The organism is Herbiconiux liangxiaofengii (assembly GCF_041927335.1).
GTDB classification, from domain to species: Bacteria; Actinomycetota; Actinomycetes; order Actinomycetales; family Microbacteriaceae; genus Herbiconiux; species Herbiconiux liangxiaofengii.
Map to the genome: position 1 here is coordinate 1 of NZ_JBHFHD010000015.1, position 21,794 is coordinate 21,794.

Annotated in this window: 21 protein-coding genes; 9 read left to right on the plus strand and 12 right to left on the minus strand. The window is 72.1% G+C overall.

All coding sequences use genetic code 11. The features are described 5' to 3' along the window. Positions 1-227 precede the first annotated feature (227 nt). The 9 genes from ACEXOR_RS15370 to hemE form a co-directional block, all read right to left on the minus strand. Positions 228-1,007: a uroporphyrinogen-III synthase gene (locus tag ACEXOR_RS15370; protein WP_374850598.1), complete on the minus strand. Its 780-nt coding sequence runs from the start codon at positions 1,005-1,007 to the stop codon at positions 228-230. Next, a complete protein-coding gene (hemC, locus tag ACEXOR_RS15375) occupies positions 1,004-1,990 on the minus strand; it encodes a hydroxymethylbilane synthase (RefSeq protein WP_374850599.1) in 987 nt (328 codons plus the stop codon). The genes ACEXOR_RS15370 and hemC overlap by 4 nt, the downstream gene beginning before the upstream one ends. Before the next feature lie 55 nt (positions 1,991-2,045). Beyond that, positions 2,046-3,263, minus strand: coding sequence for a ferrochelatase (locus tag ACEXOR_RS15380; protein ID WP_374850600.1), 1,218 nt, complete (start codon positions 3,261-3,263; stop codon positions 2,046-2,048). Then, positions 3,260-4,006 (minus strand): hydrogen peroxide-dependent heme synthase, encoded by a 747-nt coding sequence (gene hemQ, locus ACEXOR_RS15385; RefSeq protein ID WP_374850601.1) that lies wholly within the window; start codon positions 4,004-4,006, stop codon positions 3,260-3,262. Before hemQ ends, ACEXOR_RS15380 begins: the two co-directional genes overlap by 4 nt. A 116-nt stretch (positions 4,007-4,122) precedes the next feature. After that, entirely contained in the window at positions 4,123-4,380 is a 258-nt protein-coding gene (locus ACEXOR_RS15390) for a DUF3618 domain-containing protein (RefSeq protein ID WP_374850602.1), read from the minus strand. Further along, on the minus strand, positions 4,377-4,781 hold the full coding sequence (locus ACEXOR_RS15395) for a phage holin family protein (protein WP_374850603.1): 405 nt from the start codon (positions 4,779-4,781) through the stop codon (positions 4,377-4,379). Before ACEXOR_RS15395 ends, ACEXOR_RS15390 begins: the two co-directional genes overlap by 4 nt. Positions 4,782-4,794: 13 nt before the next feature. Next, entirely contained in the window at positions 4,795-5,244 is a 450-nt protein-coding gene (locus ACEXOR_RS15400; RefSeq protein WP_374850604.1) for a YtxH domain-containing protein, read from the minus strand. Positions 5,245-5,350: 106 nt separating this feature from the next. Further along, complete coding sequence (locus ACEXOR_RS15405; protein WP_374850605.1) at positions 5,351-6,895, minus strand: protoporphyrinogen/coproporphyrinogen oxidase; 1,545 nt, start codon at positions 6,893-6,895, stop codon at positions 5,351-5,353. Beyond that, positions 6,892-7,974: a uroporphyrinogen decarboxylase gene (gene hemE / locus ACEXOR_RS15410; protein WP_374850606.1), complete on the minus strand. Its 1,083-nt coding sequence runs from the start codon at positions 7,972-7,974 to the stop codon at positions 6,892-6,894. Before hemE ends, ACEXOR_RS15405 begins: the two co-directional genes overlap by 4 nt. Before the next feature lie 135 nt (positions 7,975-8,109). On the opposite strand from hemE, the gene ACEXOR_RS15415 reads away from it, so the two are divergent. The 3 genes from ACEXOR_RS15415 (at position 8,110) to ACEXOR_RS15425 (ending at position 11,356) form a co-directional block, all read left to right on the plus strand. Beyond that, complete coding sequence (locus ACEXOR_RS15415) at positions 8,110-9,444, plus strand: hypothetical protein (RefSeq protein ID WP_374850607.1); 1,335 nt, start codon at positions 8,110-8,112, stop codon at positions 9,442-9,444. A gap of 117 nt (positions 9,445-9,561) precedes the next feature. Further along, positions 9,562-10,905, plus strand: coding sequence for a glutamyl-tRNA reductase (locus ACEXOR_RS15420; protein ID WP_374850608.1), 1,344 nt, complete (start codon positions 9,562-9,564; stop codon positions 10,903-10,905). A gap of 4 nt (positions 10,906-10,909) precedes the next feature. Then, positions 10,910-11,356, plus strand: a complete 447-nt coding sequence (locus ACEXOR_RS15425; protein WP_374850609.1) for an NUDIX hydrolase — start codon at positions 10,910-10,912, stop codon at positions 11,354-11,356. A gap of 58 nt (positions 11,357-11,414) precedes the next feature. On the opposite strand, the gene ACEXOR_RS15430 is transcribed toward ACEXOR_RS15425, so the two are convergent. Beyond that, entirely contained in the window at positions 11,415-12,506 is a 1,092-nt protein-coding gene (locus ACEXOR_RS15430) for an aminotransferase class V-fold PLP-dependent enzyme (RefSeq protein WP_374850610.1), read from the minus strand. Positions 12,507-12,599: 93 nt separating this feature from the next. On the opposite strand from ACEXOR_RS15430, the gene ACEXOR_RS15435 reads away from it, so the two are divergent. Beyond that, positions 12,600-13,538 (plus strand): LysR family transcriptional regulator, encoded by a 939-nt coding sequence (locus ACEXOR_RS15435; protein WP_374850611.1) that lies wholly within the window; start codon positions 12,600-12,602, stop codon positions 13,536-13,538. Here ACEXOR_RS15435 and ACEXOR_RS15440 read toward each other — a convergent pair. Together ACEXOR_RS15440 and ACEXOR_RS15445 are read right to left on the minus strand one after the other, a co-directional pair. Further along, positions 13,528-14,469: a hypothetical protein gene (locus ACEXOR_RS15440; protein WP_374850612.1), complete on the minus strand. Its 942-nt coding sequence runs from the start codon at positions 14,467-14,469 to the stop codon at positions 13,528-13,530. The two genes, ACEXOR_RS15435 and ACEXOR_RS15440, sit on opposite strands and share 11 nt — an antisense overlap. Positions 14,470-14,642: 173 nt before the next feature. Further along, positions 14,643-16,844 (minus strand): FAD/NAD(P)-binding protein, encoded by a 2,202-nt coding sequence (locus ACEXOR_RS15445; protein WP_374850613.1) that lies wholly within the window; start codon positions 16,842-16,844, stop codon positions 14,643-14,645. A 169-nt stretch (positions 16,845-17,013) separates the two neighbouring features. Here ACEXOR_RS15445 and ACEXOR_RS15450 point away from each other — a divergent pair, with 169 nt between their 5' ends. The 5 genes from ACEXOR_RS15450 to ACEXOR_RS15470 all read left to right on the plus strand — a co-directional run bounded on the left by ACEXOR_RS15450 (position 17,014) and on the right by ACEXOR_RS15470 (position 21,709). Next, positions 17,014-18,177 (plus strand): LLM class flavin-dependent oxidoreductase, encoded by a 1,164-nt coding sequence (locus tag ACEXOR_RS15450; protein ID WP_374850614.1) that lies wholly within the window; start codon positions 17,014-17,016, stop codon positions 18,175-18,177. Beyond that, complete coding sequence (locus ACEXOR_RS15455) at positions 18,164-18,790, plus strand: GNAT family N-acetyltransferase (RefSeq protein ID WP_374850615.1); 627 nt, start codon at positions 18,164-18,166, stop codon at positions 18,788-18,790. The genes ACEXOR_RS15450 and ACEXOR_RS15455 overlap by 14 nt, the downstream gene beginning before the upstream one ends. Next, a complete protein-coding gene (locus tag ACEXOR_RS15460; protein ID WP_374850616.1) occupies positions 18,787-19,821 on the plus strand; it encodes an amino acid ABC transporter permease in 1,035 nt (344 codons plus the stop codon). Before ACEXOR_RS15455 ends, ACEXOR_RS15460 begins: the two co-directional genes overlap by 4 nt. Next, positions 19,818-20,594, plus strand: a complete 777-nt coding sequence (locus tag ACEXOR_RS15465; RefSeq protein ID WP_374850618.1) for an amino acid ABC transporter ATP-binding protein — start codon at positions 19,818-19,820, stop codon at positions 20,592-20,594. The genes ACEXOR_RS15460 and ACEXOR_RS15465 overlap by 4 nt, the downstream gene beginning before the upstream one ends. Before the next feature lie 110 nt (positions 20,595-20,704). Next, positions 20,705-21,709 carry an ABC transporter substrate-binding protein gene (locus ACEXOR_RS15470; RefSeq protein ID WP_374850619.1) on the plus strand — a complete coding sequence of 335 codons (1,005 nt, stop codon included), beginning with the start codon at positions 20,705-20,707 and terminating at the stop codon, positions 21,707-21,709. Positions 21,710-21,794: the final 85 nt, after the last annotated feature.

Consider the following 21,794-nt stretch of genomic DNA (forward strand, 5'->3'; position numbering starts at 1 on the left):
AGCAGCATTACGGTGAGACACGAAGACCTCCGGCAGTGGTGATGGAACCTAGACAGCTCCAACCCTCCACCGGAGGTCTTCGTCACTTCAAGACATCACACATCAACCAACGTCCCTGGGCAGTACACCTAGCCCCGCCACCACCCCGGTGAGTCGCGCAAAGTCGTGCTGAAGCGCCCTTGAGGGCGACTTTTCGCGACGCAATGCGCAGGGCGCAGCGCGCAGGGTCAGGTGCGGCGGGAGTTCGCGACCTCGATGACCGCGTTGATGAGCGACTCGGCGGAGCGGCCCTTGGCGATCACGTCGACCCGGAGGCCGTAGGCCCGGGCGTCTTCGGCGGTGCGCGGGCCGATGGCCGCCACGAGCGTCGACTCGGGGATGGGGCCCAGCTGCAGCTGCACCTGCTCGGCCACCGAGCCCGACGTCACGAAGATGGCGTCGATCGAGCCCTCCGCCACGTCGGTGCGGATCTGCGGATCGACCTCGACGCCGATGGTGCGGTACGCCACCACCGACTCCACGGTGTGACCGCGCGCGATCAGCCCCTCGGTGAGCGTGGGCTTCGCGATGTCACTGCGCAGCGTCAGCACCTTGAGCTCGGGTCCGAACTGCTCGAACCGCTTGAGCTCGCGCAGGAGCCCGGCGGCCGAGTTGTCCTCCGGCGGCACCAGGTCGACCTTGTAGCCGGCGGCACTCAGGGCCGCCGCGGTGGTCTCGCCCACGGCGGCGATGTGCGTCTCGGGCGGCACCACGGCCTGGTGCGCCGCCAGCACGTCGACGGTGGTGGCGCTGGTCATGGTGAGCCAGTCGAAGCGCCCCTCGGCCAGGGCCCGCAGCGCCTGCTGCAGCGTCTCGTCGTCTTCGGTGGGCGCGAAGTTGATCATCGGCGCCACGATGGGCTTGGCCCCCACCGCGCGCAGGTCGGCGGCCACGCCGTGACCCCAGGGGCCGCCGCGGGGAACGAGGATGCGCCAGCCGCCGAGCGGCCGCTGACCCCAGGCCGTCACTCGGTACCGCCCGGCCAGGAGGCGGAGGGGTCGGCACCGTCGGCCAGGCCGGACGAGCCGGCGGGGCCCACCGGCGCGAGCTCTGCGGCCCCGTCCTCCAGCAGCTGGGTGGCCACGGCCTCGCCGAGCAGCGTCGCCACGAGGGTGTCGTCGCCCATCAGCCGAGCCGACCGCTCGCAACCGAGCTCCGCGGCACCGTCGGCCTGATAGACGGTGGCGGCGAGCAGCAGTTCGTCGCCCAGCACCGTGGCCGTGGCGCCGATCGGCGCCGCGCATCCCGCCTCGAGGGCAGCCAGCACGGCGCGCTCGGCGAGCACGGCCGTGCGCGTCGGCGGGTGTTCGATGCTGAGCAACTCGGGAATGCTGTCTCCCTCTCGGGTCTCGATCGCGAGGGCACCCTGGCCCGGCGCCGTCGGCCAGAGGTCGAGGGCGAAGATCTCGGATGCTGCGTCTAGCCTATCGAGCCTGGTGAGACCCGCTGACGCCAGCACCACCGCGTCCAGGTCGCCGTCGCGCACGCGGCCGAGCCGGGTGTCGACGTTGCCGCGGATGTCGACCACCGTGAGATCGGGCCGCAGAGCGAGCAGCTGCGCCACCCGGCGGGGCGATCCGGTACCCACGCGGGCGCCGATCGGCAGGTCGTCGAGGCTCATCCCGTCGCGCGCGCAGAGCACGTCGCGCGGGTCTTCGCGCAGCGGCACGGCCCCGATCACGAGGCCGTCGTAGGCGGCGGTGGGCAGGTCTTTCAGCGAGTGCACGATGAGGTCGCAGTCGCCGGCCACGAGGGCCTCCCGCAGCGCGCTCGCGAACACTCCGGTGCCGCCGAGCGAGGCCAGCGACTCCTTCGAGCGGTCGCCCTCGGAGGTGATGATCACCGTCTCCACCTCGACGCCGGTGGCTTCGACGAGGGCCGCCACCACGTGCCCCGTCTGGGCTCTGGCGAGGGCGCTGCCGCGTGTCGCGACCCGAAGCTTCCTACTCACGATGACTGCTGTCCTTCATACCGCTGATGATCGAATGGCGCCGAGCACGCCGATGTCAGGGGGCGAGCCCCGACACTGCCGGCTTGAAGCCGAGCCGCGCGTTCTCGCAGCATCCGGAGCGGCACACGTCGTACCACGGCCCGATGTCGGTGGCGTGCGGGCGCTCCTCCACGGGCGTCCCGTTCACGCGCTCCAGCACCAGGTCGACGAGGCCGGCCACGTAGGCGGGGTCGATGCCGGGGGTCGGCGTGCGCACACCGTAGAGGCCGTGCTCGGCGCAGCTCTCCAGCGCCTCGTTGTCGAGGTCCCACATCACCTCCATGTGGTCGCTCACGAAACCGAGCGGCACGATCACCACGGCGCGGATGCCCTTGGCGGGCAGCTCGGCGATGGCGTCGTTGATGTCGGGCTCGAGCCACGGCTGCGTGGGCGGGCCCGAGCGCGACTGGTACACGAGCTGCCAGGGCACGTCGGGCTGGCCGGCGAGACCGGAGGTCGCCGACATCAGCACCACCTCGGCCACCGCCTTGTGCTGCGCGGCGTAGGCGCCCTCCGGCCCGAAGCCGCGGAAGTCGGGGCCCGACTTCGCGGCATCGCCCGAGGGGATGGAGTGCGTGCTGAACAGCACCTCGACCTCGGTCGCCAGATCGATGTCCTCGAAGCGATCCTGGATGCCCGCCAGCGCCGTCGCGAGTCCGTCGATGAAGGGCTGCACGAATCCGGGGTGGTCGAAGAACTGCCGCACCTTGTCGATGGTGATGGTGTCGGCGAGGCCGGTCTCGTCCAGCGCCGAAGCGAAGTCCTCCCGATACTGGCGGCACGAGCTGTAGGAGCTGTAGGCGCTCGTGGCGACCGCGATCAGCGTGTGCAGGCCCCGCGCATCCGCTTCTCGGAGTGCCTCGGGGAGGTACGGGTCCCAGTTGCGGTTGCCCCAGAGCACCGGCAGGTCGATGCCGCGCTCGGCGAGCTCGGCCTCGAGGGCGGCCTTCAGGGCGCGGTTCTGCGAGTTGATGGGGCTGACGCCGCCGAAGGCGCGGTAGTGGTGGGCCACCTCTTCGAGCCGCTCGTCGGGGATGCCGCGACCGCGGGTGACGTTGCGGAGGAAGGGGATGACGTCGTCCTGGCCCTCCGGTCCGCCGAAGGAGGCGAGCAGGATGGCGTCGTACGCCGTGGGGGTCGAGACGTGCTCGGGCCCGGCCGCGGCGGCGGGGCTGGCGTTGCGCACGACGGGCGCGGGGGTTCCGGACGGGGCGGAGCCGTCGATGACGGTCACTGGAGCACCTCCACGATCTCGGCGACGTCGATGCGGCGGCCCGTGTAGAACGGAACCTCCTCGCGCACATGACGGCGCGCCTCCGTCTGTCTCAGGGCACGCATCATGTCGACGAGGTTGGTGAGCTCGTCGTCCTCGAGCGCCAGGATCCACTCGTAGTCGCCGAGGGCGAACGAGGCGACGGTGTTGGCGAGCACCGAGCGGAAGGCGCCGCCCTTGCGGCCGTGGTCGGCGAGCATCGCCCGACGCTCCTCCTCCGGCAGGATGTACCAGTCGTACGAGCGCACGAAGGGATACACGGTCACCCAGCCCTTGGGCTCCTTGCCGCGCATGAAGGCGGGCAGGTGGTTGGCCGAGAACTCCGCATCACGGTGCACGCCCATGGCGTTCCAGGTGGGCAGCAGCGGGGCGAACAGCTGCGTGCGGCGCAGCTGACGAAGCGCCCACTGCAGGGTCTCGGGCACGCTGCCGTGCAGCCAGACCATCACGTCGGCGTCGGAGCGGAGGCCCGAGACGTCGTAGAAGCCCCGCACCATCACGTCTTCGGCCTCGACGGAGACCACGGCGTCGTCGAGCTCGGCCACGGCATCCGGTACGTCGCTGCCGTCGAGCACGACCGCCCGATCGGGGTTGCGACGGAAAACCGCCCAGAGCGTGTAGCCCAGGGCGGGTACCTCCTCCGAGTCCTCGACATCGCGAGCGGGCTCGACATCGGCGGTGGTTCGGACTGTCGGGTCAGTCATGATCCCTCTTCGTTTCGATGGTGGTACGCGAGCGCGACGGCGGGCGCCCGTGGGCATCGGCCGGGGCCGGTGCGCGAGCCGAACAGACCGGTGGAACGGCCGGGCTCTCTTACACGCTACCTCGTGGAAGCGGCGCGGAAGCCGAGAACGGCCACTCCTGCCAGCACCACGACCGCCCCGCCGATCCCCGCCGCGACGGCCGCGGGGTTCTCGGCGCGCAGCCGGTTGAAACGGCTCTTCAGCCGGTGGGCCGCGTGCCTGGCCTGCTTCGGCACGTTCAGCTTGAACTCGATCGCGTCGAGCGTCGACCGCAGCTCGTCGCGGGTCTTGGCGATGTCGGCGTGCAGGGCCGGTGTGCTCCGGTTCTCGGTCACTGCCCCAGACCCCTCACCGTGTTGAGGTCTTTCTTGATGCTCTCGATCGACTCCTCCGGCACCGGTGGCAGCCCCTTCTTCAGCGAGCGCACGCCGATCAGCACCAGGATGCCCGCGATGATCAGCAGGGCGACTCCCACGATGAGAGCCGCGAGCCAGGCGGGCAGCGCGGTGGCGATGCCCAGCACGGCGGCGGCGACCAGCGTCGCGAAGGCGAAGAACGCCAGCAGCGCCGCGGCCACGAACAGGCCCACGCCGATGCCGAGTTTCGCGAGCTTGGCGGTGAGCTCGCGCTTGAGGTTCTCGATCTCGTCTTTCAGCAGCTGGATGATGAGCGTGGGCAGCTCGGCCAGCAACGAGACCAGCGAGCGGCGGGCCTTCTTGTCGCGTTCTTCGGTCATGTGGGGCGCCCTTCTAGTCGTCGGATTCCGGCGAGGCGGTGCCCGCGGACGGCTTGTCGGAGGTGGCGGGCTTCGCCGCGGCCGGCTTCGCCGCAGCGGGCTTGGCGGCAGCCGACTTGGCGGCGGTCGTGGCAGCGGTCGACGTCGACGCGGCCTTCACCGGGGTCTTCGGCCGGGTGGAGCCGGCCTTCGCCGCTGCGCGGCTCTGCTGCGGGCCGTCGAGCGGCTCGCGCCCGATCAGGCCGGCGAGCGCCTTCCGGGCGCGCTTGGACAGGTTCGCCTTGACGGTGTCGACCCGGGCGCCGGCGAACTCCTGCACCCTGTCGACGCCGGACTGCACCACGGGCAGGTTCCACACCTTGTCGGCACCGGACTTGATCTGCACGTACCGCTCGCGCCCGGCTCTCGTGCCGAGCACATACCCCGTCGCCAGGCCGACCACGAAGACGAACTTTCCGCGCATGTGTGAATTCCGATCGATGGGGAACAGGGTTGGTCAAAGCGTAGTCCGACTGTCCTACCCCCGCACGAGACGGCGCCCGGGGCACGCCGAGGCGGCGTTCCGCGGCCTACTCCGCGTCGAGGCGCGGGGCGCCGCGCAACTCGGCGGCGAGGGCCGACGCGGTGCCACGGGCGTGCTCCACGGTGGCCGCGAGCCCGGTTCCCGACACCCACGCACCCACCACGTCGAGTGCGGGCACGGCCGCGACCGCCTCGAGCGTCTGAGTGACCCGCGCCTTGTGGCCCACGGTCGCGAAGGCGAGCGAGTCGTTCCAGGTCACCACGTCGGAGCCCACGACGCGGGAGGGGTCGAGCCGCACCCCGAGCAGCGTCGAGGCGTCGGCGATCACCGTGTCGAGGTCGACGCGATCGGCCACGCCCGGCTCGTCGCCGCGACGGCCGTACGACAGCCTCAGCACGTGCCGGTGGGCCGGCAATCCGGCGGCGAGCCAGGCCCACTTCGCCGTGGAATGGGTGAGCGCCTTGGCCGTGACCCCCGGTGTGCCCGGTGCCACCAGCACACCGGTGCCCCGGGGCGCCGCATCGAGCCGGGGGTCGTCGATCACCACGGTCGCCAGGGCGACGGATGCGGGCTCAGGCCACAGGCCTGCGCCCGGCAGCTCGGGCGCACCCGTCACGTCTCCCACCCCGGCCTCGGCGAGCAGCTGCAGGGCCGGCCGGAATCCGGCCGCCACCACCACGGCGCGGGCCGACACCGTGCGGGCGGCCACCGTGCGGTCTGCCGGGGCGAGCGTGACCGACCAGCCGGCCCGCGCATCCGGAATCGCGTCGCCGGGCCCGGCCGTCGTGCCGTTCGTCGCGTTCGAGACGGGGGCGAGCGACAGCACTCGGGTACCGCTCTCGAGGGTGCCGCCGTAGAAGGCGAGGTCGCGCTCGAGGGCCTCCACCAGGCGGTGCATGCCGCCCACGATGCCCTGCACCTGGCTACCGGCGGGCGCCTGCTCGCGCAGCGCCATCACGGCGCCCGAGAGCGAGCCCTGCGTGGTCATGGCCTGGGTGAGGCCGGGGGCGACGGTGCGCACGTCGACGTCTCCGGGGTCGGAGGAGTGCACGCCCGCCACCACGGGGGTGACGAGCCGGTCGAGCACCCGGCGGCCCATGCGGCGGCGCACGATGTCGCCGAGGTCGTGCTCGGGGCGCACGCGGAGAATGGGCATCAGCCGGTCGAGGTAGGCGCGCAGGCTGCCCGGCCAGCCGATCACGCGGCGCACGTCGGTGGCGAGTGGAACCCCCGGGATGCCGAGCACCCCGGCCGCCGGGAGCGGAGCGGTGCCGCCCGACCAGTGCACCCACGCACCGGCGCCGGCGGGCACCACCACGTCGTCGCCGAGCCCGAGTTCGGCGGCGAGCGCCGCCACGGTGCCCTTGCGGGTGGCGAAGCTCTCAGCGCCGGCGTCGAGGCGGATGCCGGCCACGTCGTGGGCGGCCACGAAGCCACCCGGCCCCGAGCGCTCCTCGACCACGAGCACGGAGTGGCCCAGGCGCGCCAGCTGGCGGGCGGCCACGAGGCCGGCGACGCCGCCGCCGACCACGAGCACGTCGACCTCGGAGGTCTCGCCGGCCTCCGGGCCCGCCGGCCCGCCGGAACTCATCGGCCGGTCTCCGGCGCCGCCCCGCCCTGCGCGTGCACGAGCTCCACGATGCGGCTCAGCACGTCGGGATCGGTCTCGGGCGGAACCCCGTGCCCGAGGTTGAGCACGTGCGCGGGAGCGCTCCGGCCGCGGCGCAGCACGTCGAGCACATGTGCCTCGAGCACCGGCCAGGGGGCGGTGAGCAGCGCCGGATCGACGTTGCCCTGCACGGTCACCGCGCCGCCGAGCCGCCGCGAGGCCTCATCCAGCGGCAGGCGCCAGTCGACGCCCACCACGTCGGCGCCCACAGCGTGCATGTCGGCGAGCACCTCGCCGCTGCCCACACCGAAGTGCACCACGGGCACGTCGAGGTCGCGGATGGGCTCGAGGGCCGCCTTCGAGAACGGCGCCACGCGCTCCACGTAGTCGGTGCGGGAGAGCGAACCCACCCAGGAGTCGAAGAGCTGCGCCGCGCTCGCCCCCGCCACGAGCTGCGCCCGCAGGAAGCGGCCCGTCACCGCAGCCGCCCAGGTGAGCAGTCCCTCCCAGGCCTCGGGGTCGGAGTGCATGAGGGTGCGGGCGCGGATGTGGTCCTTCGACGGGCCGCCCTCCACCAGATAGGCCGCGAGGGTGAACGGCGCACCGGCGAAGCCGATCAGCGGGGTGCTGCCGAGTGCGGCCACCGTGAGCGCGACGCCCTGCTGGATGGCGGTGAAGTCGGCGCCATCCGGAGCCGGCAGCGCGGCCACGTCGGCGAGGGTGCGCACGGGCTTGGCGAGCACGGGCCCGCGGCCGGGCTCGATCTCGACGTCGACGCCGGCGAGCTTGAGGGGGATGACGATGTCGCTGAAGAAGATGCCCGCGTCGACGCCGTGCCGACGCACCGGCTGCAGGGTGATCTCGCTGGCCATGGCCGGGTCGAGGCAGGCGTCGAGCATGCGGGTGCCCACGCGCAGCTCGCGGTACTCGGGCAGCGACCGGCCCGCCTGCCGCATGAACCACACGGGGGTGCGATCGCCGCGCACGCCACGGTAGGTGGTCACGAGAGCGGATGCGGCGGTACGGCCGTCGAGAAGAGGGTGCGTCGCGGGCAGGGTCACCCACCGATGATACGGAACCGGGCTGAGACGCAGCCCGAGGAGAGGAGGTGGGGAGATCTCCCCATGTACCGTTCCCCGGCCTGATGGTAGACAAGTGTTGACATTTCATCGACGACCACCTCGACAGGACGACCCATGAGCCAGAACCCGCCCCCTCCGACCGGACCTTCGAACCCCGCCTACCCGGGCCCGCAGGGTGAGCCGTCCGGAGCGCCGCAGGGTGGGCCGGCCGCACCGCCTCCGATGCCGCAGTACGGAGCACCTCAGGGCGCCCCGGCCGGAACTCCGCCGGTGCCGCCGCAGGGCCCGCCGCAGGGTGCGCCCCAGGGCCCGCCGCAGGGTCCGCCCCAGGGCCCGCCGCAGGGTCCGCCCCAGGGCGGGCAGTACGGGGCGCCGCAGGGCTCGCCCTCCGGGCCCCCTCCCGGACAGCAGCCGCCCAAGAAGAAGGGGCTGAGCACCGGGGCCATCATCGGCATCGTGGCCGGCGGGCTCGTGCTGCTGCTCGTGATCGCGATCGTCATCGGCGTCGTGGCCGTGCGCGGCCTGATGGCGGGATCGGGCGGATCCGGCGGCTCGGAGGAGTCGGGCGGCGGCAGCGAGCGCACCGCGTCGCAGACCGTCGAGGACTACTTCACCGCCCTCACCGAGGGTGACGCCGAGACGGCGATCAGCCTGCTCGGCACCGCTCCCGACGACGACACCCTGCTCACCGACGAGGTGCTCGCCGCCTCGAACGAGCTGGCCCCGATCACCGACTTCGAGATCGTCGACGACCAGACGTCGGCCGGCTCCTCGGAGGTCACCGTGGCCTACCAGCTGGGCGACACCCCCGTCACGGCCACGTACAGCCTGTACGACTACTCCGAGGACGGCTCGTGGGTGCTCTCCGGCGGCACCGGCTCGCTGGGCGTCTCGCAGTTCGCCGGTCTCGGCCTCACCGTCAACGGCCAGGAGGCCGACGGCGAGGTCTTCGACGTCTTCCCCGGCACCTACGAGCTCGCCACGAGCCTGCCCAACTTCACTCTCACGGGTGAGACGGTGGTCACGTCCACCGAGCCCTACGGAAGCGTCGACACCACGGGTATCGATGCCGGGCTGAGTGACGCGGCACTGACCCAGTTCCGCTCGCTCGTGCAGGCCGCGGTGGACGCCTGCCTCGCGTCGACATCCCTCACCGCCGGGTGCGGCCTCGACGTTCCCGCCACGCTCTCCGACGGAACCCAGCTCGCCGACGGCACCATCTCCCGCAGCCTCTCGGCCGAGGGAACCGTCACCATCCAGTCGATGGTGCCGACTCTGAGCTACGACAACCCCACGCTCGCCCAGGGCGACTACATCGGGTCGGTCACGACCACCGGAACCTGCACGCAGAACGGCGCCACCGGCACCTGCAGCGTGCTCTTCGGACCGTCGCTCGGGCGACCGTCGATCGACATGGCCTCGGCGACCCCGACGGTGCTCTGGGACTGATTCCCGCCGGTCGGGGCGTGAGCGGCCCCTGACCCGCACGTGATCTGCTCCCGATGTGCTCCTGCCGGATGCGTCCCACCCGGCAGGAGCACATCGTTGCGGGAGTACAATCATCTGGTGCTCATCTGCCTCACCGCGAACCATCGCAACGCGAGTTTCGACCTGCTCGAGAAGCTCTCGGTCGGCACCGCAGACGTAGCGAAGAGCCTCGTGCAGCACAGCGACTTCGTCCAGGGCGCCGTGGTGCTGGCCACCTGCAACCGCTTCGAGGCCTACCTCGACATCGACGAGCCGCTCACGGCGGGTGTCTCGCTCGCCGTCGAGGAGGCGGCCGAGTCCTTCGGCAGCGCATCCGGAGCCGACGTGGCCGAACTGCGCGACAGCCTCACCGTGCTGGCCGGAGACACCGTGGCCGACCACCTGTTCGCCGTGTCGTCGGGCCTGGAGTCGGTGGTCGTGGGTGAAGACGAGATCGCCGGCCAGGTGAAGCGCGCTCTCACCACCGCGCGGGTCGAGGGCACCACCTCCTCCGACCTCGAGCGCCTCTTCCAGCGGGCCTCGCACACCTCGCGCGACGTCAAGACCAAGACGGGTCTCGGCGGCGCCGGCCGATCGCTCGTGCGCCTCGGGCTCGACCTGGCCGAGAGCCGCGTCACCGACTGGGCGCGCACGCGCGTGCTCCTGGTGGGCACCGGTCAGTACGCCCGGGTGACGCTGGCGAACCTGCGCGAGCGGGGGGTCACCGACATCCGCGTCTACTCGCCCTCGGGCCGGGCCGTGGCGTTCGCCGCCAAGCAGCAGATCGAGCCGGTGGCCGCCGGAGACCTCCTCGGGGCCATCGCCACGGCCGACGTCGTGATCACCTGCTCCACCGCCGACACCTACGTTCTCGACGCCACCCACCTCACCGCCTCGGCCTCGGTGCCGGGTGCCTTCACGCGGCGGCTCATCATCGACCTCGGCCTGCCGCGCAACGTCGATCCGCTGGTCTCCGGCGTCGCCGGGGCCGAACTGCTCGACCTCGAGACCATCAGCCTGCACGCCCCCCTCGACGAGCTGAACGCCGAGTCGGATGCGCGTGCCCTGGTCGACCAGGCCGCCGCCGAGTACCGCGCGGGCAAGGCCGAAGCCGCCGTCACCCCCGCCGTCGTGGCGCTGCGTTCGCACCTGTTCGACCTGCTCGACGACGAGCTCGCCCGCTCGCGCGACCGCGGCGAGGGCGAGCAGACCCAGCGGGCGCTTCGGCACCTCGTGGGAGTCATCCTGCACTCGCCGTCGGTGCGTGCGCGCGAACTCGCGCGTGAAGGCCGGGCCGACGAGGTGTTCGCGGCGGTGGAGACGCTGTTCGGCCTGGGCGCCGACGCGTCGGAGCGCTCGCGCGCTGCGGTCGCCGCCGCTTCGGCCGCCGAGGCCTCAGCCCCCGCCGTGTCGCTCGAGGCCTACCGCCGCGCCGAGGGCTGACCCCGTGCCGAGCGGATCCTCCGGGGCCGGATCTCGTGGTGCCGACCCGGCTCTGCCCACCATTCGGGTGGCGGCGCTGGCGCTCATCCGGAACCGCCGCCTGCTGATGGTCACGGCCCGCGGCCGCGACGTCATCTACCTGCCCGGTGGCAAGATCGACCCGGGCGAGACGGCGGCCGAGGCCGCTGCCCGCGAAGCGCACGAAGAGGTGAGCATCACCGTCGACCCGGCCGCCCTCGAGCCGCTGTTCACGGTGACGGTGCAGGCGCACGGCGAGCCGCTCGGCCGCCTGGTGGAGATGCAGCTGTTCGCCGGTGCGACTCCGGATGCGCCGCGCGCCTCGAGCGAGGTCGACGCCATCCACTGGGTCACCTCGGCCGACGCGCACCGCTGCCCGCCCGCGGGCGCCGAGACTCTGGCGCGCCTCGCGGCCCTCTCCCTCATCGACTGACGCCGCCGGCTCGCGGTGCCTGCACACCCGGGCGCCGAGCGCGGTGGGCTGGGCGCGCTCAGATGCCGAGGGCGGCGCGGGCGAGCGCGAGGTCGCCCGGAGTGTTCCACACGTGGAACGCCACGCGGCAGCGGCCCGAGCGCGCCGAGGCCGCCAAACCCGCCGAGGTGAGGGCCGCGATCGCCGCGCCCGACGCATCCGGCCACGTGACGATCGCCGAACCGTCGCTGCCCACGGCCGCCACGTCGGCCGCACGGAGGGCGGTGCGCAGCTCGTCGGCCAGGCCCACGCAGTACTCCTGCACCGCGTGCAGGTCGGCCGACGCGAAGAGCTCGAGCGAGGCCGCGGCCCCCACCCACACGGGCCAGGCCGGCGAGAGGTCGAAGCGGCGCGCATCCGGTGCCAGCTGCATGGCCGGGCCGTAGCAGGAGCCCCACACGTCGGTACCCGCGTACCAGCCGGCCAGTACCGGGGTGAGCCGTTCGGCGTAGGCGGGGGCAACGGTGGTGAGGCAGGCGCCGCGGGGCACACCGAGCCACTTGTAGGTGTGGCACACGGTCACGTCGAAGAGCGAGGCGTCGACGGGCAGCCAGCCGCAGGCCTGGGTGGTGTCGCAGAAGGTAGCGGCGCCGTGCCGCCCGGCCGCCGCGAGCACGGCATCGGTGTCGGCCAGCGCGCCCGTGGCCGACTGCACGAGCGAGAAGGCCACGAGGTCGGTGTGCGGGCCGATCGCGGCGGCCAGCCCGTCGAGCGGCACGCACCGCACCCGGATGCGCCCCGACTGCTGCTGCACCAAGAACGGGAACACCATCGAGCTGAAGTCGCCGTCCACCAGCAGCACCTCCGCGCCGTCGGGCAGCGACGCCGCCACCACGCCCGCGGTGGCCGAGACCTGCGAACCGGTCGCCACCCACGAGAGCGGCACGCCGACCAACCGCGCGAAGGCCTCCCGCGCCCGCTCGACGGCCGAGCCGTACGACCCCGGATCGCGGTGCCCCTCGCCCCACGCCGCGAGGTCGGCGGCGAGCGCCGCCACGGTCTCGCGCGGCGGAACCCCCACCATGCACGCCGAGAGGTACCCGGGGCGCGGGTCGAAGTGGCTCTGCAGCTCGGCCACGGAGAGACCGGATGCGGAGCCGAGAAGCGTCATGAGTCCAGCATCCCGGCCGGCCATTCATTCGTCCAGACCAGATGATGCATGCCATCCATCACCTCAGATTATGAATCGGCTACCCTCGACGGCATGACCCTCTCGCCACTCGCCGGCGCCTTCGACCTCGACTCCCCCACCCTGCGCGTGGTGGCCGCGGTGGCGGAGTACGGCTCGATCACCCGGGCCGCCGCCGTGCTCGGTTTCAGCCAGCCGGCGCTGAGCCAGCAGCTCAAACGCGTCGAGGCCCGCATCGGCATGCCGCTGGTCACCCGGTCGGGTCGCGGCATCCGGCTCACGGATGCGGGCGAGGTGCTCGCCCGTCACGCCACCGACGTGCTGGCCGCGCTCGACGCCGCGGCCGGCGAGCTCTCCGACCTGGCAGGGCTCCGGGCCGGGCGCGTGCGGCTCGCGGCGTTCCCGTCCGCGTCGTCGACCATCGTGCCCCGCCTGATCCGGGCGATCGGGGTCGAGCACCCGGGCCTGGAGATCACCTACCTCGAGGCCGAGCCGCCCGAGGCCGTGGCCGGGGTGCGCGACGGTGTGAGCGACCTCGCGATCGCGTTCCGGCATCCCGCCGACCGCAACGACCCCTTCGAGGCGAGCGCGGAGGGCCTGGTGGTGCACGAGCTGGCGCGCGACGACGTGCTGCTGCTCGCCCCGGCCGAGCACCCCGCGCTGGCGGGCGGCGGGCCGGTCGACCTGGCCGCCCTGCGGGCCGAGAACTGGATCGCGGGCTGCCCGCGCTGCCGCGGCCACCTGCTCGACTCCTGCGCCCGGGCGGGGTTCGCCCCGACGATCTCGTTCGAGACCGACAACTTCGTGGCGGTGATGAGCATGGTGGCGGCGGGCCTGGGCGTCGCGCTGCTGCCGGCCCTGGCGGTCGACGCCGTGCCGCTGCCGCCCGGAGTTCTCGCCCGCCGAACCGCGGCCGGCGACCATCGGATGCTCGTGGCCGTCATGCGCCCGGCCGGCGACCACATCCCGGCCGTCGCGGAGACCCTGCGGCTGCTGCCGGGCCTCATGGGCTGACGCGGAACGCCGCCCGCGCGGCCGCGAGACGGCCCACCCAGGAGAGCTTGTCCTCCTGCTGGGCCTCGAGTACCTCCCGGACGTCGTTCACGCTCCGTCGGTACGTGCCGAGAACCGATCGCGCTGCGGAACGGGCTCCCGCACCCCGAATCGTCCAGTTTCGGAAGAACCTCGACCGCGACTTTCCCTGCCAGAAGGTCGAGATCAGGGAGAACGCCACGATTGCGAGCAGTCCCCCTCCAATGGCTGATGCTCTGCCCAGGAACAACTCCGCTGCGAGAGCGAAGGTGGCCACATAAAGGCACGACGGGAGAACCCAGGCGAGGACGAGGGTCGTGCGATCGCGAGCGGCGAGCCAGGTGAAGACCCCGTAGAGACCTGCCAAGGCGAGACCTGAGGAGATCAGGCCGAGCAGCAGCGCGACTATCCCGATCGATCCGCCGACTCTCCCGATCGCGGACGTCGCGCCGAGACCGATCGCCGTGCCGACGCCGACGTTGATCGCTACGGTAAGCCAGGCGGGCTTGCGAGACCGACTGCGCAGTGAACGCAGCCGAGTTCTCGCCCAGTCTCGCGACCGCCGTGCGGCCGCCAGCCTCAGGCCTGGCTCGAACACGATGAAACCGCCGAGCTGGACGGCAAGAAACACCATCACGGCGGTCACCGGGAGAACCACGAAGACGGCACCCACCTGGGAAGGATCCGACAGAGCCGCAACGAGGATGACCGCGAGTCCAGGCGCGAGCGCTCCGGTCATCATCTCGGCCACGAAGCCGAGCGTGCGACGCGTGCGGAACGCGGTCTCGGGTTCCCCCACGAGCTGGCCGCCGATGACGATCGCGTAGAAGCCGAGCAGAACGGGAATGTAGGCGCCGAAGGCCCATCCGATGTGCTGGAGCACCACCCGACCCGCCGTGATCGCCCATTCCATCACCCTGTCTCCGTTGAAGGGAAGGCCGATGAAGACGAATGGAACGAGCAGCGCCACAATGCTCAAGAGGCATATTTCCAGCACGGCCCGTCGTGCCGGGCGCGAAGGCAACGATTTCACAGCGACGGATGTAGTCATGCCCCAGACGCTAATTCAGAGCGGCCACGGCCCGCTCAGCCGCCTCGGCGGGCCGAACCCCAGAGCGCCACGGGCTCGGCCGCGAACTCGCCCCAGAGGCGGTCGCTGAACAGGCCGGGCGGCGGCAGCTCGCCGACACCGGCTGAAGCGCCGGCACCGCGGTCGGCCCGGGATGCCGCCAGCTCGGCCGCGTGCTGCAGCAGCGCCCGCGCCACCCGGTCGTTCTCGCGGAACGACACCGCGTTCGTGCGCGGCCGCGAGAACGCCCCCACGAACGGCGAGGTCGTGTACGGTCCGATGGCGTAGCAGCGCCCGCTCGCCGCCCCCGAGCCGTGCAGCACCCTGCGGTCGTCGGCGCGCACCGACAGTCGGCCGGTCGACCGGCGGAACCTCGCGTCGTGCGCGATCTCCTCCCGCCCCGCGCCCGTCTCCACCAGCAGGCGCAGCAGTTCGTTGTCGCTGCGGGCGATGCTCGTGTCGGGCAGGCGGGCGTCGACCAGGGCTGTGGCCGTGACCTCGCGGTCGTGCTGGGCGCTCCCGGCCCGGAAGACCCCGGTCTCCTCATCCGCCCGCACCCGCATCTCGCCACCGATGAACTCCACGATGCCGGCCTCCGAGAGCGCGAGCAGCTCCTCGAGCCGGTGCGCCGGTGGACCGCTGGCGATGAAGCTGAAGTAGCCGAGCCACCAGCCGTGGATGTCCTCCACCCGCGAGCGCGCCGTCCACTTCGGTGAGGCGATCAGTTCGGCGAACGAGAACAGCGCGGTGAGCAGGGCCACGAACAGCCCGAGGGTGGCACTGTGCTCGGGCCGGGTTCGCAGGAGCAGGTCGCGCTCGATGTAGGCGCGCACCGCCTCCTGCAGCTCCTCGGTCGAGCTCGCCCGCAGCCCCTCGATGGGCCGGTCGAGCTCAGGCAGGAACAGCCGGTCGAGCTCCAGCGGCACCGCGCTCTCGATCAGCTCGGTGAGGGCCGCCGCATCAGCCAGCACCCGCGCCTGCTCGGCCGCATCCCCGAGCGGCGGCAGCGCGTGCCCGCGGGAGCGCGCCACCGCCGGCGAGGGTTCCCGGCCGTTCGAGGCCGCGGCCAGCAGTGACGCCCGGGGGTCGAACCGTTCGAAGCGGGCGGCGAACTCCGCCCACGGCAGCGCCACCCGATCCGGATGCCCGGTGAACAGCTCTCGGTAGTACCCCCAGAGCATCTCCTGCCCGATCAACGGCCAGACGTCGGCCGCGAAGTCCAGCGAGGAGCGCGTGGCCTCCAGCTCCGCGGCGACCGCGGGCGTGAAGAAGCGCGCCGACGGAGCCTCTCCCACGAGACTCGAACTGATCTTGGAGTGATAGGGCACACCGCGCCGCGAACCGATCACGATCCGCGGTTCTCGGCCCGACGACTCGTAGCGCAGTCGGTCGCCCGAACGCACGAAGCGCCCGCCGCGGCCCTCGGTGAGCAGCACCGTGAGGTCGACGGCGGCGAGCCCGAAGCCGCGCACGAGCACCCGCTGGCCGGGCACGATCGGCCGGGTGTCCGCATCCGCCGTGAACGCCGGGGGCAGGTAGTAGAGCTCGCGCCGGTGCGCGAAGTCGATCAGGGCGGCGTGCTCGGGCTCGGGGTCGGCGCCCGTGTGACCGAGCGAGTACAGCACGAGATCGGCCGGCAGCACCTCGCCGTCGTCGAGCTCGAGCCGCTGGCCGCCGTCGGGCGTCTCGCTCACCCGGCGCACCCGGGCGCGGTGCTCGAGAACCGTCACGTCGACGTCGACCGCGGCGAGCGCGGCCAGCGCCTCCTCGTAGAACCACCGCAGGTACAGGCTCTGCAGCCGCCTCGTCGGAAAGCTCGCCGGCGCCAGGTGCTCGATCTCGGCCAGCAGGGCCGGGTCGACCCGCGCCCGGTCGAGCCGCACGATCCCGCCGCGCACCTGCTCCACCCACTCGATCAGGGAAGGGCCGGGCCGCACCGGCCCCTCGGTGGTCGACGTCTCGTCGGTGAACATGGTCACGTCGGCCGCCATCGAGTTGAGCTTCAGCAAGGGCGACTGGTCGTGCCGCCAGATGCGGCCGGGGCCGGCGGGATGCGGGTCGATCAGGTGCACCACCAGCGGCACCCCGGCCGCCCCGAGCTCCGGCAGGTTCGCGGCGAGCCGCTCGAGCACGCCCACTCCCCGCGGTCCGGCGCCCACGACGGCGATGGAGACGGCGGCCGGGTTCCGGGGCGCACGGGGGGCGGATGCGGCAGACATGTCTCCAGGGTCGGCAACCGCGGGCCGATCCGCCGATTTGTGACAGAGCGTGACGCGGATGACGAAATAAGCCGGTCGATCGTTGCCCGGGGCGCCGCGGCCGACTTAGCGTCAGGCAACCGATCGGGGCCCCGCCCCCGCTCCGCCCCACTGGTGAAAGGACCACCCCGTGCCCATCGAATTCCTCGGCATCGCCGCACTCAACGACGGCAGCGAGACGCGCCCCCGCAGCGGCGCGAGCTTCGACAAGGAGTACACGCTGCGCCTGGCCAGGGCCCATGAGGACAACGGCTGGGACCGCATCCTGTTCGCCTACCACTCGGGCTCGCCCGACCCGGCGACCGCGGCGGCCTTCGTGGCCTCGCACCTCGACCGGCTGAACATCCTGCTCGCCCACCGGCCGAACGTGTCGTACCCCACCTACGCGGCGAAGGCGATCGCCACGCTCGACCAGATCAGCGACGGCCGGGTGAACGTGCACGTCATCACGGGTGGTTCCAGCGCCGATCAGGCGGCGGAGGGCGACTTTCTCACCAAAGACGAGCGCTATGCCCGCACCGGCGAGTACATCCGCGTCCTGAAGCAGGCCTGGACCAGCCGGGAACCCTTCGGCTGCGACGGCGAGCACTACCGCTTCGAGAACTTCGTGAGCGACGTCTGGCCCGCCCAGCAGCCGCGGCCGCAGGTGTCGTTCGGCGGCTCCTCCCCCGCCGCCTACGCCATCGGTGCCGCGGAGAGCGACATCTACGCGCTCTGGGGCGAGCCGCTCGCGAACACGGCCGAGCAGATCCAGACGATCACGGGTGCGGCCCTCGCGGCCGGCCGCCCGTCACGCCCGCGCATCCAGGTGGCGTTCCGTCCCATCCTCGGCGCCACCGAGGAGCTCGCCTGGCAGAAGGCGGAGCGCATCCTCGGCCGCATCCAGGAGCGCACCGGTGCCCTGCCGCCGGCCGTCGCCGCCGGCCTCGGCTCGCCCGAGAACGCGGGCTCGCAGCGGCTGCTCTCGATCGCGGAGCAGGGCGACCGCTTCGACCGGGCGCTCTGGACGAAGGTGGCCGCCGCCTCGGGCGGGCGTGGCAACTCCAACGCCCTCGTGGGCACCCCCGAGACCGTCGCCGCCGCTCTGCTGGACTACGTCGACCTCGGCGTCGACATCATCTCGGCCCGCGGGTACGACTACGTCGACGACACGATCGACTTCGGTCGCTACGTCATCCCGCTGGTGCGCGACGAGGTGGCCAAGCGGGATGCCGCGCGAGACGCCGCGCGCAAGTCGGCGTCGACCGGACTCGACGCCCACTCCACCCGAGGGGCAGCCCATGTCGCTGCGTGAGCGCACCGATCCAGCTGCGACGGCGACCGAGGAGTTCGTCTACGTCGCCCCCGACGACCCCCGCGCCGAGCCGCTCCTCACCGAGCTCGAGCGCGAGTACGACACCCGCTACGGCCGCGCCTTCGGCGAACCGGCCTCGGCCGAGCTCGCCCGCTACCCCGCCGAGGACTTCGCCCCGCCCAGGGGCGCGTTCGTCCTGCTCCTCCGCGACGGCGTGGCGATCGCCGGAGGGGCGTTCAAGCCCTTCGACGCCGGCACCCCGGGGGCCGCCGCCGTGGAGTTCAAGCGCATCTGGGCCTCCTCGGCACACCGTCGCCAGGGCCTCGCCCGCCGCGTGGTCGCCGAACTCGAGGCCGAGGCGCGGCGCCGAGGGGTGGCGACCGTGTACCTCACCACCGGTCCCCGGCAGCCCGAGGCGCAGCGGCTGTACTTCGCCACCGGCTACACGCCGCTGTTCGACGTCACCCTCGCGCCCGAGCAGGTGGTCATCCACGGCTTCGCCAAGTCGCTCACCGACCGGCCGCTCGACCTGGCGGCGGTACAGCGTGCGCACGACGAGTCGCTCGTGGAGTTCTACGCCGCGCATCCGCGATTCGGGGCGGAGGCGTCGTGACCTCGCTCACCGCGAAGCCAACCGAGGCCGCCGCGCCCGCCGGGCCCGCGAAACCCGCCGCGCCCACAGGCATCGCCACCGCCCGGCCCGACACCCTGCCGCCCGGCATCGACCTGAAGCGCCTGGCCGAGCGCCCCGTGGTGCCGCTGCGTCATCCGTTGCGCTGGGTGATCACCGCGCTCGTGCTCCTCGTGCTGCTCAACGTCGGCCAGACGCTGTTCACGAACCCCTCCTGGGAGTGGGCGAAGGTGGGCCAGTGGTTCTTCAGCCCCGCCATCCTGAAGGGCCTGCAGCTCACGCTCGTGGCCACCGGCATCAGCGCCGTGGTGAGCTTCCTGGGCGGCATCGTGGTGGCCCTCGCGCGACTGTCGGGCAACCCCGTGCTCAGCACTCTGAGCTGGCTCTACATCTGGCTGTTCCGCTCGGTACCGCTCATCCTGGTGCTGATCTTCCTGTTCAACCTGGGCAACCTCTATCCCACCGTCGGTATCGGCATCCCGTTCGGGCCGCAGTGGTCGGTGCCCACGTTCACCGTGCTGTCGCCATTCGTGCTCGGCGTCATCGGGCTCAGCCTCTCGGAGATCGCGTACAGCGCCGAGATCGTGCGCGCCGGCATCCTCGCCGTCGACCAGGGGCAGCACGAGGCCGCCAAGGCGCTCGGCATCCCGCAGCGCCGGCAGTTCACCCGCATCGTGCTGCCGCAGGCGCTGCGCTCGATCGTGCCGGCCTACGTGAACCAGATCATCGGGCTGCTGAAGGCGAGCTCGCTGCTGTTCTACGTGTCGCTGCTCGACCTGTTCGGCGTGGTGCAGAACCTCGGCAGCACCTACCCCACCGACATCATCCCGCTGCTCGTGGTGGCCACCATCTGGTACCTGGTGCTCACCAGCGCCATCTCCGTCGTGCAGTTCTACATCGAGCGCTTCTACGCCCGCGGTTCGGTGCGGGAGCTGCCGCCCACTCCGTTCCAGCGGGTGCGGCGAAGCCTCGGCGGCTTGCGTTCGGCCGAGCGGGAGGCGGGTGCAGCATGACCGCCGCGATCGAGATCCACAACGCCACCAAGTCCTACGGCGACAAGACGGTGCTGAAGGGCGTCGACCTCACCGTCGAGGCCGGTACCGTCACCGTCATCCTCGGGCCCTCGGGCTCGGGCAAGTCGACGCTGCTGCGGGCCGTCAACCACCTCGAGAAGCTCGACGAGGGCTACGTGGCACTGAACGGCGAGCTGATCGGCGTGCGCGCCCGCCTCGGCCGGCGGGGTGGCGACCGGCTGAAGGAGCTGCCCGAGAAGCACATCCTGCGGCAGCGGGCGAAGATCGGCTTCGTCTTCCAGAACTTCAACCTGTTTCCCCACCTCACCATCCTCGAGAACGTCAGCGAGGCGCCCGTGTCGCAGGGGGTGGCGCCGAAGGATGCCCGTGAGCACGCGCGTGCCCTGCTCTCGCGAGTGGGCCTCGCCGACAAGGAGGCCGCCTATCCCCGGCAGCTCTCGGGAGGCCAGCAGCAGCGGGTGGCCATCGCTCGGGCGCTCGCGCTGGAGCCCGAGGTCATCCTGTTCGACGAGCCCACCTCGGCACTCGACCCCGAGCTGGTCGGCGAGGTGCTCGCCGTCATCCGCAGCCTGGCCGGCAGCGGCACGACGCTCATCGTGGTGACGCACGAGATCGGGTTCGCCCGCGAGGTCGCCGACCGCGTGGTGTTCATCGACGAGGGCGTCGTGGTGGAGCAGGGCACCCCCGCCGAGGTGCTCTCGAAGCCGCGCCACCGGCGCACGCAGGACTTCCTCGGCAAGGTGCTCGCCTGACGCGGGGCCTCGGCACCTCGCGCATCCGTCACGCCCTTCACCACCACCGGCGCCACGCCGCCACATCGACCCCCTCCCCCCTCCGCACCACCACAGCAAGGACACCCACCATGACCACACACCGACTGAAGACCATCGGTTCTCTCGTGACCGCCGCCGCCCTCGTGGCCGGTCTCGCCGCCTGCTCGAGCGACGCGGCGGCCCGCGACGACACCGCCGCTTCGGGCACCGTCACCGTCGGGGCGCACTCGAACGGCGCCGGCACCGAGACCACCATCGACGTGAGCCAGGTCGACGAGATCCGCGACACGCTTCCGCAGGAGGTGCTCGACAGCGGCGAGCTCACCATCGGCATCGGCGCCCTGCCCGCCGGGTTCCCGCCGCTCGCCTTCACCGGCGACGACAACGAGACCCTCACCGGTGCCGAGCCCGACCTCGGCCGCCTGGTCGCGGCGGTGCTCGGCCTCAAGCCGGTCGTGAGCAACGCCACCTGGGACAACCTCTTCGTGGGCATCGACACCGGTGCCACGGATGTGGGCTTCTCGAACATCACCGTCACCGAGAAACGCAAGGAGAAGTACGACTTCGCCTCCTACCGGGGCGACAACCTGGCGTTCCAGGTGAAGGCCGACAACCCCTGGGAGTTCGACGGCGACTACGAGAACCTGGCCGGACTCACGGTGGCCACGAGCTCGGGCACCAACCAGGAGAAGATCCTGCTGGCCTGGAAGACCGAGCTCGAGGCCGAGGGCAAGACCCTCGACGTGGTCTACTTCCCCGACGCCAACTCCATCACCCTTGCGCTCAACTCGGGTCAGATCGACGCCCAGTTCAACCCGAACCCCGGCATCGCCTACCAGAACACCCTCTCCGAAGACGGCGCCAACCCCACCCGCACCGCGGGCACCTTCTCGGGCGCCGGCGAGACCCTCGACGGCCTCATCGCCGCCACGGTCAAGAAAGACTCCGGGCTCGCCCAGCCGGTGGCGGATGCGATCAACCACCTGATCGAGAACGGCCAGTACGAGAAATGGCTGGCCGCCTGGGACCTCGAGAACGAGGCCGTCACCGAGTCGCTCGTCAACCCGCCCGGCCTGCCGCTGGACAACAGCTGACCTGCCGACGCGACGGAGTCTCGACGCCGCTCGCCGGAACGACGGGCCACGGCTCCGTCGTTCCGGCGAACCTCCGTCGCCCCGC

Bases quoted from the DNA above. Each gene is read 5' to 3' on its own strand.
- hemQ (WP_374850601.1), bottom strand. From the start codon at position 4,006: ATGACTGACCCGACAGTCCGAACCACCGCCGATGTCGAGCCCGCTCGC.
- ACEXOR_RS15395 (WP_374850603.1), bottom strand. From the start codon at position 4,781: ATGACCGAAGAACGCGACAAGAAGGCCCGCCGCTCGCTGGTCTCGTTG.
- ACEXOR_RS15400 (WP_374850604.1), bottom strand. From the start codon at position 5,244: ATGCGCGGAAAGTTCGTCTTCGTGGTCGGCCTGGCGACGGGGTATGTG.
- ACEXOR_RS15405 (WP_374850605.1), bottom strand. From the start codon at position 6,895: ATGAGTTCCGGCGGGCCGGCGGGCCCGGAGGCCGGCGAGACCTCCGAG.
- ACEXOR_RS15415 (WP_374850607.1), top strand. From the start codon at position 8,110: ATGAGCCAGAACCCGCCCCCTCCGACCGGACCTTCGAACCCCGCCTAC.
- ACEXOR_RS15430 (WP_374850610.1), bottom strand. From the start codon at position 12,506: ATGACGCTTCTCGGCTCCGCATCCGGTCTCTCCGTGGCCGAGCTGCAG.
- ACEXOR_RS15435 (WP_374850611.1), top strand. From the start codon at position 12,600: ATGACCCTCTCGCCACTCGCCGGCGCCTTCGACCTCGACTCCCCCACC.
- ACEXOR_RS15440 (WP_374850612.1), bottom strand. From the start codon at position 14,469: ATGGAATGGGCGATCACGGCGGGTCGGGTGGTGCTCCAGCACATCGGA.
- ACEXOR_RS15445 (WP_374850613.1), bottom strand. From the start codon at position 16,844: ATGTCTGCCGCATCCGCCCCCCGTGCGCCCCGGAACCCGGCCGCCGTC.
- ACEXOR_RS15455 (WP_374850615.1), top strand. From the start codon at position 18,164: ATGTCGCTGCGTGAGCGCACCGATCCAGCTGCGACGGCGACCGAGGAG.
- ACEXOR_RS15465 (WP_374850618.1), top strand. From the start codon at position 19,818: ATGACCGCCGCGATCGAGATCCACAACGCCACCAAGTCCTACGGCGAC.
- ACEXOR_RS15470 (WP_374850619.1), top strand. From the start codon at position 20,705: ATGACCACACACCGACTGAAGACCATCGGTTCTCTCGTGACCGCCGCC.